Consider the following 15,535-nt stretch of genomic DNA (forward strand, 5'->3'; position numbering starts at 1 on the left):
TCTGGCTCAGGTCTCCGAGGTGGCCGATCGCCAGACGTCGTCGTCTTCGTCGGAGTTCGAGGCTTCAGCGGTACGGGCTGAGCTCGTTGATTCTGCACGTGCGGCCGTGCCGAACGAACGCAGGACCCCGGCCAGCCCGACGGCGAGGTCGCCGGCCCCGGTCGCGACGCGCTCGGCGAGGTCCGGATCGGGGTCGCGCGCGGCGGCGATGGCCTTGCAGACGGGGCAGGCGCAGCACTCGCCGGAGCCGGTCGCGAAGCCGGCGGCCCGGTTGGCGGCGACGGACAGCGCGGCGAACGCCGTGGCGACCAGGCGCTCGGCCTCCTCTCGCGGGTCACGATGGGTCATCGCGTCACCTCGACGCGGCGCTTGAGCTCCTTGAGCGCGGTGTCCATGATCATCTTCTCGGCCTTGCGCTTGAACATCCCGATCATGCCGATCGCCAGCTCCACGGCCAGCGAATAGGTAACCGTGGAGGTGCCGTCGGCGTTGGCGGTAATGTCATACGAGCCGTCCTGTTGCTTCTGCATCTTCGACGGCGCCACCAGGCTCCACTCGATGCGACTCAGGTCCTCGGCGTATTCGTACCGCAAAGTGTATTCGTCGGTGAACGGGCCGGAGTCCAGCCTGAAGCGGACCTGACTGGCATACCCGTCCTCGTACTCCTCGACCACCTCGATCGACTTCACCGCGGCCACCCATTCCGGGTAGTGCGCGAAGTCGACGATGACCGCGGCGACCCGCTCCGGGGTCGCGTCAATGACGATCGACTGCGTCGAAGTGTCGGCCATGCGTGGCAGGCTACCTCTGTCCCGGCGGCAGCGGCCCGCCGGCTCGCCGCTGGTCGACGCGGTGGGAGCACGTGGGCGGCGAACAGGTAGGTTCCGGATACGGAAACAGAGCTGACATGAGGAGCCGGACGTGCGCGAGTTCTCCGTCCCCGCCGCGGTGACCGTTGCGGACACGGCCACGCTGACCGACCCGGTCTGGGACAACGCGGCCGCGGCGCCCGACGCCGTGCAGTTCCAGCGGCGGGTGGGTGCCGTGTGGCAGGACGTCACCTGCGCGGAGTTCCTCGATCAGGTCGTGGCGCTGGCCAGAGGCCTGCTGGCGGCCGGCATCGAGCCGGGCGAGCGGGTCGCGCTGATGAGCAGGACGCGATACGAGTGGACGCTCATCGACTACGCCATCTGGACCTGCGGCGCGGTGACGGTCCCCGTCTACGAGACCTCCAGCGCCGAGCAGGTCGCCTGGATTCTGGAGGACTCGGGTGCGGTCGCCTGCTTCATCGAGACCGACGCGCACCGGGAGATCCTCGCCGAGGCCCGCGACCGCGCCCCGGCGCTGGCCCACGTCTGGCAGATCGAGAGCGTCCGGAGCGCGCTCGACGAGCTCGTCGCCGACGGCGCCGCGGTGCCACGGGAGGACGTCGACCGGCGCCGGACCGGGACCAAGGCCGACGACCTGGCGACGATCATCTACACCAGCGGCACGACCGGCCGCCCCAAGGGCTGCATGATCACCCATCGCAACATGCTGTCCGACATCGTCAACGCCGTCCCGGAGCTGCGCTCGCTGTTCAACGAGGGCGCCCGGACGCTGCTGTTCCTGCCGCTCGCGCACTCCTTCGCCCGGCTCATCCAGATCGGCGCGGTCCAGGCGCGGGCCACCATGGGCCACACCGCCGACACCAAGAACCTCGCCGAGGTGCTCAAGAGCTTCCAGCCGACGTTCCTGTTGTCGGTGCCGCGGGTGTTCGAGAAGGTCTACAACACCGCCAAGCAGCGGGCCCACGCCGACGGCAAGGGCGCGATCTTCGACCGGGCCGAGCGCGTCGCGATCGCGTACAGCCAGGCCGAGCGGCCCGGGCTGGCGCTCAAGGTGCAGCACGCGCTCTTCGACCGCCTCGTCTACAGCAAGCTGCGGGCCGCGCTCGGCGGCCGGTGCGAGCGGGTCATCTCCGGCGGCGCCCCGCTCGGCGAGCGACTGGCGCACTTCTTCCGGGGCATCGGCGTGACGATCTACGAGGGGTACGGGTTGACCGAGACGTCCCCGGCCACCAACGCCAACCGGGACACCGGCGTCCGGATCGGCACCGTCGGGCGTCCCCTGCCGGGCGTGACGATCCGCATCGCCGACGACGGCGAGACCCTCGTGCGGGGCGACATCGTCTTCAAGGGGTACTGGAACGACCCCGACGCCACCGCCGAGGCGATCGACGACGACGGCTGGTTCCACACCGGCGACCTCGGCGAGCTCGACGAGGACGGCTACCTGCGCATCACCGGCCGCAAGAAGGAGATCATCGTGACGGCCGGCGGCAAGAACGTCGCCCCCGCCGTCCTGGAGGACCGGGTGCGGGCCCACCCCCTGGTCAGCCAATGCGTGGTCATCGGCGACCGCCGGCCGTTCATCGCCGCGCTGGTCACCATCGACCCGGACGCGCTGCCGGCCTGGAACAAGGCCAACGGCAGGCCCGACGGGGCGACCGCGGCGGACCTGGCCGACGACGAGCAGTTGCGCACCGAGGTCCAGCAGGCGATCGACGATGCCAACCGGGCCGTGTCGAAGGCCGAGGCGATCAAGGTCTTCCGCATCCTGCCGCGCGACTTCACCGAGGCGACCGGCGAACTGACGCCGTCGTTGAAGGTCAAGCGAAACGTCGTGACGAAGGAGTACGCGGACGAGATCGCCGCCATCTACGAGCGCTGATCGATCCGTGTCCTCCGGTTCCACCCCCACCTGGAAAGGGATCGCTCTTGACCGAGCTGCCGGTGCCTGGTGAACGCCCCAGGAGCGCCGTGATCGCGGTTCGTGTCCTGATGCTCGCACTGGTCGCGACACTGTTGCTGATCGACGGTGTCCGCGCGGTCGAGTTGCTGTGGCTCGCGCTGCTGCTCGCCTCGGCGGCGATCGCGACGGTCGCGCCGCCCGGGCACCGCGTCGCCCAGCTCGGCCGGATGGCCGAGGTGCTGATCACGGCGTTCGCGGCGTCGACGCTCAACGCTGACGCCGGGGCGCTGCTGGTGTACCTGCCGGTGCCGATCATCGGGGCGGCGCTGTCGGATGGCCGCCGGATCGCCGGGCTGTTCCTCGGCGCCGCCGTGGCGCTGCTCGCCGTCGGGGGCGCGGTCGAGGGTGCGCTCGACGAGCGGGCGTACCTCGTCTCCGCCGTCCAGTGGCTGCTCATCGCCGGCGTAGGCGCCTTCCAGGCAAGCCTCCTGCAGCGTGTGCTGGCCCGCCGTCCCGACGACACGCCACAGCCCTACGCCGAGGCGACCCGCCTGCTCACCCAGCTCCGCAGTGTCGCCCGGCAGCTACCCGGTGCCACGCTCGATCCGGGTGGTCTCGCCGAGCACCTCCTCGACGAGGTCCGGGCCATGGTCCCCGCCGTCCGGGGAGCCGTGCTGTCCGGCAGCGGCGGCGGCCGGCTCGTCGTGCTGGCCCAGGCCGGTGTCGAGCGGCTCGACTGGGAGACCGCGCTGGACACCGAGAGCGCCGTCGCGGACGCCTGGGCCACCCAGCAGCCGGTCACCTCGACCCGTTCACAGGCCCGGTCGGTGTCCGGCCGACGGGACCTCACGTCGCTGGTCGTGCCGCTGATCGCCGGGGTCCGCACGGTCGGGCTCATCGTCCTGGAGAGCGACAGCGCGGGCGCGTACCCGCCCTCGCTCATCTCGCGGGTCACCGCGATCACCGGCCCGGCGGCGCTGCGGCTGGAGGCCGCGCTGCTCTTCGACGAGGTCCGCTCCCTCGCGACCACCGAGGAGCGGCAGCGGCTCGCCCGCGAGATCCACGACGGCGTGGCCCAGGAACTGGTCATGGTCGGCTACGGCATCGACAACGCCGTGGCCGCCCTGCCCGACGCGACCGCCGCCGAGGAGGAGCTGCGCCTCCTGCGCGCCGAGGTCACGCGGGTGATCACCGAGCTGCGGCTCTCGCTTTTCGAGCTGCGCAGCGAGGTCGACCGCTACGGGGGATTGACGGCCGCGATCGCGGACTACGCACGTACCGTCGGTGCGTCGGCGGGCCTCCGGGTCCACCTGTCGCTCGACGAATCGACCGCCCGGTTGCCCGCGGCGGTTGAGGCAGAACTGCTGCGCATTGCCCAGGAAGCCATCACCAACGCGCGGAAACATGCCGGAGCGGAGAATCTTTGGGTAACGTGCGCGGTCGATCCACCGTTCGCACAGGTAGAAATCTCCGACGATGGCAGCGGCATCGGTGAGAACCGCCCGGATGGACGCTATGGTCTTGCGATCATGGCCGAGAGGGCGGAACGTATCCGGGGCCGGTTGGAGATCACACCACGTGTGCCGAATGGGACCACAGTGGCGGTTGTGCTCGGAACCGCACCGCGTGCGCGGTAGCGTGAAGGCACCCAGAGGGAGAGAGCACCGGGAATGTCGACTACCGCGACGCCGACGACGCGCACCAAAGTGCTGCTCGTCGACGACCACGATCTCATCCGCAGAGGACTCCGGCACGCGTTCGAACGCGACCGCCAGTTCGAGGTGGTGGGCGAGGCCGCCACGGCCGCCGAGGCCATCCGGCAGGCCGGCGCCTTGCAGCCCGACGTCGTGATCATGGATCTCCGCCTGCCCGACGGCAGCGGTCTGGAGGCGACCCGGGCGCTGCGGAAGACCAGCAACACCATGGGCATCGTCGTGCTGACCATGTATGCCGGCGACGACCAGCTCTTCGGCGCCCTGGAGGCCGGCGCGTCCGCGTTCGTGCCGAAGACCGCCCCCGCCGACGAGGTGGTGGCCGCGGCCCGTCACGCGGCCTCGGCACCGAGCGCGTTCACGGCCGCCGACCTGGCCGAGGCGATGAAGCGGCGGCTGGCCCCCAGCGGCCCGCAGTTGTCCCCCCGCGAGGGCCAGGTGCTGCGGCTGCTCGCCGACGGCATGAGCGTGGCCGGCATCGCCAAGCAACTGTTCGTCTCCGAGTCCACGGCGAAGACGCACATCTCGAAGCTGTACGAGAAGCTCGGCGCCGCGAACCGCGCCCAGGCCCTCATGACGGCCCTTCGCCTGGGCCTCCTGGAAGCCCCCGACGCCCCGAAATTCTGACCCGGGCCCTCAACCCGCCACCGCCTCGGCCGCGCCGCAGTTTCTGCGACGCGGCCGACGCCATTCAGAATGACCAGCGGCTCGGCCACATTACGGTTGCGATAAGATAACGCATTGACGGCAACTGATAGCCAGATCGCGCCGTCCCGATTCCGCCACCAACGGCGTTGCGACACAATCCCCGCGATCACCCCTGTCCGTTTCCGCCAAAGCCCCGGCACCCCGGACGAACAGTTCCACCACCCGGTTCCGACCGGTACCCACCGCCCTGCCGCCCGACCTGGACTCCATGATCATGGGAAGGATGTGGCTGCCCCGATAGCCAGATCTTTCCCATGATCAAGCAGTCGCCCGGCCCGGACCGCGCCGCCTCGCTCCAGCGGCGATCACGAGCGACGGACGCCACCCGAACGACCGTGAACCTGAGGGGTCAGTCGCGGTCGACCGGGTGGCCGCGGTCAGCCGGTCAGCAGTGCGTGGAGGCGGGCGGCCTGGGTGTCCCAGCGCCAGTCGGACTCGACCCAGGAGCGGCCGGCGGCGCCCATGCTCGTGGCCAGTGCCGGCTCGGCGAGGAGTTGGGTGAGGCGGTCGGCCACGGCGTGGACGTCGCGGCCGTCGACGACGAAGCCGGTCTCGCCGTCGCGGACCGCGTCGGGGGCGCCGCCCGAGTTGCCGGCGACGACCGGGAGGCCGGTCGCGGAGGCCTCCAGGTAGACGATGCCCAGGCCCTCGACGTCGAGGCCGCCGCGGCGGGTGCGGCAGGGCATCGCGAAGACGTCGCCCGCCGCGAAGTGCGCCGGCAGTTCGGCCCAGGACACCGCGCCGGTGAAGACGACGTGGCGCTCGAGTCCGGCGTCCCGGGCGAGCCGTTCGAGCGTTTTACGGTACGGCCCGCCGCTCACCACCAGCAAGGCGGCGTCGGGCACGGTGCGGCGGACCCGCGTCAGGGCGCGGATGAGCACGTCCTGGCCCTTGCGCGGCACCAGCCGGGACACGCAGACGATCACCGGGCGGTCGGTCAGCCCGTGCCGCCACCGGACGATGCCGCCGTCGACCGACGGCGTGTACGCGTCGACGTCGACGCCCGGTGCGAGCCGCTCCAGCGACGTGCGGTCGTCGAGGACGCGGGCGAGGCGGACCCGTGTGTACTCCCCCAGGTAGGTCACCACGTCGGCGCCCCGGCCGATGCGGCGCAGGAGGGAGCGGGCGCCGGGCAGGGCGGCCCAGCCGACCTCGTGGCCGTGCGTGAGGGCGACCGCCCGCCGGATCCCGGCGCGGCGGCGCAGTCCCTCGGCGAGCAGTCCCAGCGGGGCCGCGGCACCGAACCAGACGGTGTCGCAGCCGTGTGCCCGGGCCAGCTCGGCCGCCCGGCGCGCGACGGACGGAGTGGGCAGCAGCATGCCGGTGGACTCGCGGACCACCTCGAACGGCTGCTCGGCGTCGAACTTGTCGGCGCCCTTCCAGGTCGAGGCGTAGACGACCACCTCGTCCCGCGGCTGACGGACCGCCAGGTTGTGCACGAACTGCTGGATGCCGCCCGGCCGCGGCGGAAAGTCGTTGGTGATCAGCAACGACTTCATCGCTCGCCCCTCGCGAAGGCCCGGGCCGCGGCCATGCGCTCGACCGCCGTCGGGTGCGAGCCGAACAGGAACTGCTCGACCGGGTTGGGGTCGGGGTCGCCCAGGTTGACCAGGGACAGCCGGCCCTGCATGGCCTCGAACCGGGCCGGGTCGCCGGTCAGCCGCAACGCGTGCCGGTCGGCGCGCGCCTCGATCCGCCGCGACACGAACGCCTGTGCCGGCCCGGCGAACAGTCCGGCGACGGCGGCCACGGCGAGCAGCAGCGCGACGGCCCGCGGCTCGGCGATCGAGTCGACGCGGGCCAGGCGTAACAGGCCGGTCCACGAGCCGAGCAGGTAGAGCGCGCAGACCGCCGCCGCGGCGCCGAGCGCGCCCAGCAGGGTGCCGGTGAGCACGTCGTTGTCCTTGGCGTGGCCGAGCTCGTGCGCGACCACGGCCTCGACTTCGGCGGGCGGCGCCTGTTCGAGCAGGGTGTCGTAGACGACGATCCGGCGGGTGGGGCCGAGCCCGGACACGTAGGCGTTGACCGCCCGGGTCCGGCGGGAGGCGTCGGCGATCAGCACGTCACGCACGGGCACGCCGTCGCGGGCGGCCATCGCCATGAGCCGGGTGCGTTGCTCACCCTCGGGCATGGGGGTGAACTTGTTGAACACCGGCTCGACGAGGACCGGGAAGACGAACGTCAGCAGGATGGTCAGGACGGCCGCGCCGGCCGCGCCCCAGGCCCACCACCAGCGCTGGGCGAAGTGGGTGACGGTGAAGAAGCCGACCAGCACGATCGCGCCGATCACGGCGCCGACCGCGTAACCCTTGAGGACGTCGACGGTCCAGGCACCCCAGTCCTGGGTCGAGAGCCCGTATCGCTTGAGGATGGTGTGGCGCCAGGCCGCCAGCGGAAGGGCGACCACCTCGCCGACGAACACGATCGCCAGGCCGCCGAGCAGCGCGCGGGCGAGCCAGTGGCCGTTGAACGGGCGGCCGACCTGCTCGACGATCCAGGACCCCGCCGGCGTGAGGCCGAGCAGCAGGGCGACCACCAGGCCGACGGCCATCGACAGATACATGGCGGGGCGCAGCGCCCCGCGAAACTCCCTGCCCTTGGCGACGGCGTCGGCGGGCAGGCTCTCGAGCGCGGCCAGTTGGTCGGCGCGCGGCGCGGGCGGCGCCACCCACGGCACCCGCAGCAGCGCGACCGCGGCTGTGGCGATGACGAGCACGACCAGGGTGATCGCGGCCCACTGCCGAGAAGTCATCGCGCAAGCTTATGCGGCCCGGCGCCGCCTGCTCCTCCGTGGTGAACGCTCGGGGGCCAGCTCCAGACGGGTCGGCTCATGGTGGGTCGGCTCATGGTGGGTGGGCTCCAGGACGGTCACCTCGAAACCGGCCAGCTCGAACACCTCGATGGCGCGGATCTCGGCGGGGCCGAGCTGGTGGATCACGGGTGGGGTGTCGAGCAGCAGGGTCACCACGCAACCGCCGCAGGCGGTGCCGCGCACCGAGCAGCTCTCGCAGTCGACGAGCATCGCTCCTCCTCCGTATGTCAAGGCAGTACACACGGTAGAGGCGGGGTACGACAAAAACCGCGTCTCCGCAGGTCAGGAGCGTGACAGCCGCCTCAGCAGGGTGTCGGACGAGAGTGGGTACGCCCCGTGGCGCCGGACGCCGTCGACGACCTCCTTGTCGGAGGAGATCACCACGATCGGCCGGCCGGCGGGCTCGGCGCGGACCAGCCGGCGGATCAGCTCGTCGGCGGTCTCGCCCTTGCGCGAGAACAGCACGCGGACCCCTCGCGGCGCGGGCGGCAGCCCGTGGACCCGCTCGGCGCCGTCGAAGACGACGGTGACCTCGGCCCGGGTCTGTGCCACGAGGCCGCCGACCCCGGCGATCAGCCGGTTGCGCTGCTGCTCGAGGGAGATCTCGGCGTATCCCTTCTTCGTGACGTTGTACCCGTCGACGATCATGTGCGCCTTCGGCAGGCTCAGGAGATGGTCGAGCCGGACGGGGTCGTCGGCGTCGAGCGCGCGGGCGGCGCCGGCGACGGACGCGTTCTCCGGCCGGTCGGCGGAGGTGTCGGCGACGAAGTCGGCCGGGAGCCTGTCGGTCGGGTCGAGGGCCAGCTCGCGGCGCAGCCCGACGGCGGCCTGGCCGATCGTCTCCAGCAGCAGCCAGAGCCGCGCGTCGTCGACGGCGCGCGCGTCCTTGGCACTCTGCCGCTGCGCGCCGGCGGCGGACTCGGCCTCGGCGAGCTTGGCGCGCAGCCGGCGCACCTCGGCGTCGTGGTCGGCCGCGGCGCGGACGGCTCGGCCCTTCTCGGCGGAGAGCATGTCGGTGGTCTTGCGCTCGCGGGCCTGGGACTCCCGCAGCGACTTGCCCAGGGACCGGACCTCTTCCCGCAGCCCGGCGGTCTCGTCACGGAGCCGGGCGAGCTCGTCGCGCAGCTTGTCGGCCTCGACCCGCGCGACGGCGCGGTCGTGCTCGGCCCGGGCGAGCCGCTGCTCGACGTCGCGGATCCGCTCGGCGGCGACGGAGCCCTCGGCCTCCGCCCGGACCGCCTCGGTGGCCTCGTCGACGATGGAGCGCCAGCCGTCGGGACGGGCGAGATAGGCCAGTGCCGCCACCTCGACCGGGTCCGCGGCGGCGGGGGTGACGCCCTCCAGGATCGCCGCGCCCAGGTCACCGGCGTCGTTGACGATCCGGGTGGCCAGCCGCTGGCGCAGCAGCGGGTCGCCGGACAACTGCATGGCGATGACCGGGCCGCCGAGCCGGGCGCGCCGGTTGGGCGCGAACTTCGCCACCCGCCGCAGTGGCATCGGCAGCTCGTCGAGGGGCACGCCGGTCATGGCCCCGGCGGCGAGGGAGATCACCCGCTGGCGGACGACCTCGGGCAGCACCGGCTCGACGTGGTCGTCCTCGCTCTGCGCAGACGCCACCGCGGCCTCGGGGGTGAGGTCGTCAGGGGTGTCGGACAGAGGCATCAGTCCAGTGTCGCATTGTCGACCAGATTCGCCCGGGATGGAGTCGAGGACCGGCGGCTTCCCTCGAAAGGATAAAAGCTGACATATCCTGGTTTAACTCTATCGGGGGATGCTCTGGGAGGCAGGGATGGCGGCACCGGTACCTCAGAACGAAGCCGAGCGACTGTCGGCACTGCGCTCCATGGCGGTCCTCGACACGCCGCCCGAGTCCGACTTCGACGATATTGTCCGGATCGCCTCCGAGATCTGCGGCGCCCCGATCTCGCTGGTCACACTCGTCGACGCGAAGCGGCAGTGGTTCAAGGCGAAGATCGGTGACGTCCCGCAGCAGGAGACGTCACGCGAGGTGGCGTTCTGCGCGCACGCGATCATGGGCAGGGACCTGATGGTCGTACCGGACGCGGCCGCCGACGCCAGGTTCGCCGACAACCCGTTCGTCCGCGGCGACGACGGCATCCGTTTCTACGCCGGTGCCCCCCTGATGACCAGCGAAGGCGCCGCGCTCGGCACGCTCTGCGTCGTCGACCACGCGCCGCACCGGCTGAACCTCGACCAGATGCGGGCCCTGCGGGCGCTGGCGCGCCAGGTCACCGAGCTGCTGGAGCTGCGCCGGCTGGTCGTGGCGACCGCCCTGGACGGCCGGGCGGAGCCCAGGTCGGTCGACCTCGCGTACCTGACCGAGGCCCGCATCCGAGAGCTGCGCGGCATCGCCGACGCCCGCAACATCGCGATCACGCTCGCGTTGCGCGACGAGGCGTTCGTCCACGCGGATCCGGCGCGGCTGTCGCGGGCGCTGGACTACGTCATCTTCACCGCGTTGAAGGTCGCGCCCGCGGGCGGCCGGGTCGCCGTGCGGGTGCTCGGCTCGCCGGCGCCGACGCTCGAGCTCGCCCACGCCGGCGGGTCGATCCTGCCGGAATGGCAGTTGGACCTGGGCGAGATCCGCGCCGCCGACGAGCCGGTGCCGCACGCGGTCGCCGAGATCCTCCGGACCCACGGCGCCGCCGTGGCCAGCACGTCGACGATCGTCGGCTCGCCGGACGTGCGATTCGAGCTGCGCTTCCCCACCCACTGACACGCTTTTTGTCGGACCCCGTGCGTAGTGTGCGGCCGTGCCCGACTACCACCAGGAAACGCTCGACGCCCTGTTCGCGGATCCACGCGCCGCCACCCTGTTCGCCACCACGTTCGTCGTGGTCGACCTCGAGACCACGGGCGGCGCGCCGGACGGCGGCGGGATCACCGAGATCGGCGCGGTCAAGGTGCGCGGCGGCGAGATCCTCGGCGACTTCGGCACACTGGTCGACCCCGAGGAGCGGCTGCCCGCGTTCATCACGGTGCTCACCGGCATCACCGAGATGATGCTGCTCGAGGCGCCGAAGCTCGACACGGTGCTGCCCGCGTTCCTGGAGTTCGCCGCGGGAGCCGTGTGGGTGGCCCACAACGCGCCCTATGACGTCGGGTTCCTCAAGGCGGCCTGCGCCAAGCTCGGCTATCCGTGGCCCAGGCCGATCGTGCTGGACACCGCCGCCATCGCCCGGCGGGCGATGATCGCCGACGAGGTGCCCAACCACAAGCTGTCCACGCTGGCCCGCCACTTCAAGGCCGCCCACCAGCCGATCCACCGCGCCCTCGACGACGCCCGCGCCACCGTCGACGTGCTGCACGGGCTGTTCGCCCGCCTGGGCAGCCTCAAGGTGCACACCGTCGGCGACACCCTGGAGTTCGTCAAGGCGGTCAGCCCGGCGCAGCGACGCAAGCGGCACCTCGCCGACGGCCTGCCCGACAAGCCGGGTGTCTACGTCTTCCGCGGGCACCAGGACCGGCCGCTCTACATCGGCACTAGCTCGTCGATCGCGACCCGGGTGCGCAGCTACTTCACCGCCGCGGAGAAGCGCGCCCGCATCGACGAGATGCTCAACGCCGCGCAGCGGGTCGAGGCCATCCCCTGCGCGCATTCGCTCGAGGCGGAGGTGCGGGAGCTGCGGCTGATCGCCGTGCACAAGCCGCCGTACAACCGCCGCTCGAAGTTCCCGGAGCGCGTCCTGTGGCTCAAGCTCACCGCGGAGGCCTATCCGCGCTTGTCCGTCGTGCGGGACCTGCACGACGACGGCGCCGCCTATCTGGGGCCGTTCAGCTCGCGGCGGGGCGCCGAGCTCGCCGCGGCGGGCATCTACGACGCACTGCCGATCCGGCAGTGCACCCACAAGCTCTCCCTGCGCACCACCACCCCGGCCTGCGCGCTCGCCGAGCTGGGCCGCTGCGCCGCGCCGTGCGAGCACCGCATCTCCGCCGCGGACTACGAGGCGGCGGCCGCCGCGCCGTTCCGGACCGCGACGGTCGGCGACCCGGGGCCCGTCGTGCGCGGGCTGATGGCGCGGATCGAGACCCTGTCGGCGGCCGAGCGGTTCGAGGACGCGGCGGTCATCCGCGGCCGGCTCGCCGCGTTTCTGCGCGCCGCGATCCGCATGCAGCGGCTGGCCTCGCTGACCGCGCTGCCGGAGCTGATCGCCGCGCGTCCGGCCGCCACCGGCGGCTGGGAGCTCGCCGTGGTGCGGCACGGCCGGCTCGCCGCCGCGGGCGTCTCACCCCCTCGGGTACATCCACAGCCGACACTGGATGTGGTAATCGCCACAGCCGAGACGGTGCAGCCCGGTCCGGGGCCGACGCCGCGCGCCTCGCCCGAGGAGACCGAGCGCATCCTCGCATGGCTGGAGCGGCCGGAAACACGGCTGGTCAAGGCCGACATCGGGTGGTCGTCACCGGCCACCGGGGCGGGCCGGTGGCGGCCGTTCCTGGCCCGCGCGGAGGCCGCCGCCACGGTTCGGATCGATCTGGACGGGTAAGCACATCGGACGTTCGCACATACTCAAATGACCGATCGGATACCGCAGAGCAAACTAGGCTGGAACCTACCCAAACCCAGGCCCGTCAGGCCCGTCGGTGAGGAGGTGCCGCATGGAGCCCGGTCTGCATCAGCCCGGCGCGCCCCTTGATGCTGGTCCCTCCATGGTCACCGGACACACCACGGCGCACAGCGAGTTGATGGTGGACCCAGGGGCGCCGGACGGCAACCCCTCGGAGTCGCCCGGATTTCCCAGCGGTTTGAGCACCGGGTTCGCGCCCGCGACGACCGCTCGCGACGCCCATCTTCTCCTCGACGAGGCGGCCGAGGTTTTCGCCACCGAGCCGCGCGACACCGACGCTCCCGGCACACGGCCGCCGGGATCGAGCGACCCGCCACCGGGCGCTCCGGGATCGGGCGTCTTCGGCTCCGGCGCGCTGGGGTCCGGCACGCCAGGGATGAGCCCTCTCGGGTCGGGTGCGATCGGCACCGGGCTGGCGGCTTCCGGGCCGCTCGGGTCCGGGCTGCTCCGGACCGACAACGTGGGCTCCGGCGGGCTCGGCAGCGACGGGCTCCGGACCGGCGAGATGTTCCTCGGGCCGAAGGGGCTGCCCGTCGCGGCCATCAGCGCGCCGGAAGCACCGCCCGGCCGCAGGCACCGCCCCGCGGCACCGCCGGGCAACGACCGGGCCACCGGGGAGCGGCACGCGACATGGCCGGCCAACGACCATCCCGCGGCGGCGCGGTCCAAGCAGGGCGAGAGCACACAGACAGCGGTTGAGCGTCACGAGGAAGTCTCCGCGCGGGAGCGCGTCGAGCGCCGGACGCAGGAGGAGCCGCAAGGCCGCGACCAGACACCGGCGCAGGAGAACGAGCGCGCCGGATCCGGCCGGGAGCCGGGAACGGCCGACGAGGACCGGAAACCGCCACCATCCGCCGCGGAGGAAGGCGACCGGTCGCGGGCCGCCGGGACGGCACCGGACGAAACCGCCCGGGCCAAGACCGGGCACAAGACCGGGCACAAGACCGCCAAGCCGCACGACCAGCCGCAGACCGAGCGGGCCGAGCCGACCGAGCCGACCGAGCGGGCCGAGCCGGGCGCGGAAGCCGCGAACAAGGGCGTGAAGAAGCGGCCCGTGCCGCGACCCAAGTTCCGTGAGCCCGAGGACGACCGGTTCGCCACGCCGCGGAGGCTGTTAACCGCGCCGCCCACCGACGACTCCCCGGCAGTACCGCCGCCACCCAGTTACTCAGCGCTGGTCGGCGGCGCTGTTCCCGGCGACCCCACCTCGACCTACTCCGCCATCATCGGCTCGCGGCTGCGGGCCATGCTGCCGTGGCAGTCCACCGAGGACCCGATGGCCCCGATCCTCCGGGTGCACCGCCAGATCCACCCGAGCGCCGACGTCGCGGTGATCCGCCGGGCGTACGCGACGGCCGAGCAGATGCACCGCGGCCAGATGCGCAAGAGCGGCGAGCCGTTCATCACCCACCCGATCGAGGTCACCGAGATCCTCGCCGACCTGGGCATGGACACCACCACGCTGGTCGCGTCGCTGCTGCACGACACCGTCGAGGACACCGACTACACGCTCGGCGCGCTGGAGCGCGACTTCGGCGGTGAGGTCGCGCTGCTGGTCGACGGCGTCACGAAGTTCGACAAGATGTTCTACGGCGCCGACGCCGAGGCCGAGACGATCCGCAAGATGATCGTCGCCGCCGGGCGCGACGTGCGGGTGCTCGTCATCAAGCTCGCCGACCGGCTGCACAACATGCGCACGCTCGACGCCCGGTCGCGCTCGTCGCAGGTCCGCATCGCGACCGCGACCAAGGAGGTGCTGATCCCGCTGTGTGAGCGGCTCGGCATCCAGGCGTTGAAGCGCGAGCTCGAGGACTGGGTGCTGCGGGCGATCAGCCCGAGCGGCTATGCGCTGATCGCCGACTACGTCAACCAGCGCATCGGCTGGGACGGGTACCTCGACCGGGTCATCTCCTCCGTGACCGGCGACCTGCGCAGGTTCGGCCTCGACGCGACGGTCTCACCCCGGCCCCGCCACCTGTACTCCATCTGGAAGGACACGGTCGACGGCAATTACGTCGAGCCGCACGACCTGCCCCGGGTGGTCATCATCGTCGAGGGTCCGGACACCGACTGCTACGCGGCGCTCGGCGTGGTCCACGGCAAGTGGCGCCCGGTGCCGGGCCGTTTCAAGGACTTCATCGCGACGCCGAAGAACAACAACTACAAGTCGCTGCACACCACGGTGCTCGGGCCCGAGGGCCTCTCGGTCGAGGTGCTCATCCGTACCGTCGAGATGCACCAGGCCGCCGAGTTCGGCATCGTCGCCAACTTCCGCTACCCGCACACCGCGGCGAGGTTCGGGCCGGCCACCAAGGCCGAGCAGCTCGACTGGCTGCGCCGGCTGCTCGACTGGGAAGCGTCGGCGTCCGACCCGTCGCAGTTCATCGCGTCGCTGCGTTGCGACCTCGCCGAGGACCAGATCCTGGTGCTGACGGCGGGCGGCGGGCGCCCGGTGCTGCTGCCGGCGGACGCGACGCCGGTCGACCTGGCGTACATCCTCGGCGCCGACGTCGGCAACCGATGTATCGGCGCGCGGGTCAACGGACGGCTCTCCGCCGTCTCCTCGCCGCTCGCCGACGGCGACACCGTCGAGATCATCACGCGGGCCGGCGGGCGCGGCGAGTTCGACTTCGACCCCGACGCCCCGGCGCGCGGGCCGTCGCCGGAGTGGCTGGAGTTCGTGAAGACCCCGCACGCCCGGCTGCACATCAGCCGCTGGTTCGAGGCGCACGAGGCGCCCGCCATCACGGTGGCGAACAAGGTACGGCTCGGACGGCTCGCGATCGGCCTCGCACTGCGCCAGCAGGGCCGCGGCCTCGCCAGTGACCTGCCGCTGGTGCGGCTGGCGCCCCGGCTCGGCTACCCCGACCTGGAGACGCTGCTGGTGGCGGTCGCCGACCGCACGCGCACCGCCGAAGACGTCGTGACGGAGTTGATCGCCCTCGTCGACCACTCCCCCGGATAGGTCGTTAGCCTTCTCG

The 15,535-nt window shown here is 72.1% G+C and carries 12 protein-coding genes; 6 read left to right on the forward strand and 6 right to left on the reverse strand.

Features of this window, described 5'->3' with window-relative positions:
- Positions 1-6: 6 nt before the first annotated feature.
- Entirely contained in the window at positions 7-348 is a 342-nt protein-coding gene (locus Drose_RS30035; protein ID WP_260724645.1) for a hypothetical protein, read from the reverse strand.
- The gene (locus Drose_RS30040; RefSeq protein ID WP_260724646.1) at positions 345-791 is read right to left on the reverse strand and encodes an SRPBCC family protein; all 447 of its coding nucleotides are present in this window, start codon (positions 789-791) and stop codon (positions 345-347) included. Before Drose_RS30040 ends, Drose_RS30035 begins: the two co-directional genes overlap by 4 nt.
- 130 nt (positions 792-921) lie before the next feature.
- Here Drose_RS30040 and Drose_RS30045 point away from each other — a divergent pair, with 130 nt between their 5' ends.
- The 3 genes from Drose_RS30045 (at position 922) to Drose_RS30055 (ending at position 5,072) form a co-directional block, all read left to right on the forward strand.
- Positions 922-2,712, forward strand: coding sequence for an AMP-dependent synthetase/ligase (locus Drose_RS30045; RefSeq protein ID WP_260724647.1), 1,791 nt, complete (start codon positions 922-924; stop codon positions 2,710-2,712).
- A 110-nt stretch (positions 2,713-2,822) separates the two neighbouring features.
- Positions 2,823-4,370, forward strand: a complete 1,548-nt coding sequence (locus Drose_RS30050; RefSeq protein WP_260729861.1) for a sensor histidine kinase — start codon at positions 2,823-2,825, stop codon at positions 4,368-4,370.
- A 33-nt stretch (positions 4,371-4,403) separates the two neighbouring features.
- Positions 4,404-5,072, forward strand: a complete 669-nt coding sequence (locus Drose_RS30055) for a response regulator transcription factor (protein ID WP_033362529.1) — start codon at positions 4,404-4,406, stop codon at positions 5,070-5,072.
- Between the two features lie 458 nt (positions 5,073-5,530).
- Here Drose_RS30055 and Drose_RS30060 read toward each other — a convergent pair whose 3' ends face one another.
- From Drose_RS30060 to Drose_RS30075, 4 genes are all read right to left on the reverse strand, one after another.
- Complete coding sequence (locus Drose_RS30060) at positions 5,531-6,652, reverse strand: glycosyltransferase family 4 protein (protein WP_260724648.1); 1,122 nt, start codon at positions 6,650-6,652, stop codon at positions 5,531-5,533.
- Complete coding sequence (locus tag Drose_RS30065; RefSeq protein WP_260724649.1) at positions 6,649-7,905, reverse strand: M48 family metallopeptidase; 1,257 nt, start codon at positions 7,903-7,905, stop codon at positions 6,649-6,651. Before Drose_RS30065 ends, Drose_RS30060 begins: the two co-directional genes overlap by 4 nt.
- 9 nt (positions 7,906-7,914) lie before the next feature.
- Positions 7,915-8,175, reverse strand: a complete 261-nt coding sequence (locus Drose_RS30070; protein ID WP_260724650.1) for a hypothetical protein — start codon at positions 8,173-8,175, stop codon at positions 7,915-7,917.
- A gap of 72 nt (positions 8,176-8,247) precedes the next feature.
- Positions 8,248-9,627 (reverse strand): NYN domain-containing protein, encoded by a 1,380-nt coding sequence (locus Drose_RS30075; RefSeq protein WP_313899949.1) that lies wholly within the window; start codon positions 9,625-9,627, stop codon positions 8,248-8,250.
- Between the two features lie 127 nt (positions 9,628-9,754).
- On the opposite strand from Drose_RS30075, the gene Drose_RS30080 reads away from it, so the two are divergent.
- From Drose_RS30080 to Drose_RS30090, 3 genes are all read left to right on the forward strand, one after another.
- Complete coding sequence (locus Drose_RS30080; RefSeq protein WP_260724651.1) at positions 9,755-10,702, forward strand: sensor histidine kinase; 948 nt, start codon at positions 9,755-9,757, stop codon at positions 10,700-10,702.
- A 37-nt stretch (positions 10,703-10,739) separates the two neighbouring features.
- Positions 10,740-12,473: a DEDD exonuclease domain-containing protein gene (locus Drose_RS30085; protein WP_260724652.1), complete on the forward strand. Its 1,734-nt coding sequence runs from the start codon at positions 10,740-10,742 to the stop codon at positions 12,471-12,473.
- A 1,192-nt stretch (positions 12,474-13,665) separates the two neighbouring features.
- Positions 13,666-15,519, forward strand: coding sequence for a RelA/SpoT family protein (locus tag Drose_RS30090; protein ID WP_390891460.1), 1,854 nt, complete (start codon positions 13,666-13,668; stop codon positions 15,517-15,519).
- The last annotated feature ends 16 nt before the right edge of the window (positions 15,520-15,535 follow it).

The organism is Dactylosporangium roseum (assembly GCF_025264685.1).
Lineage (GTDB): Bacteria > Actinomycetota > Actinomycetes > Mycobacteriales > Micromonosporaceae > Dactylosporangium > Dactylosporangium roseum.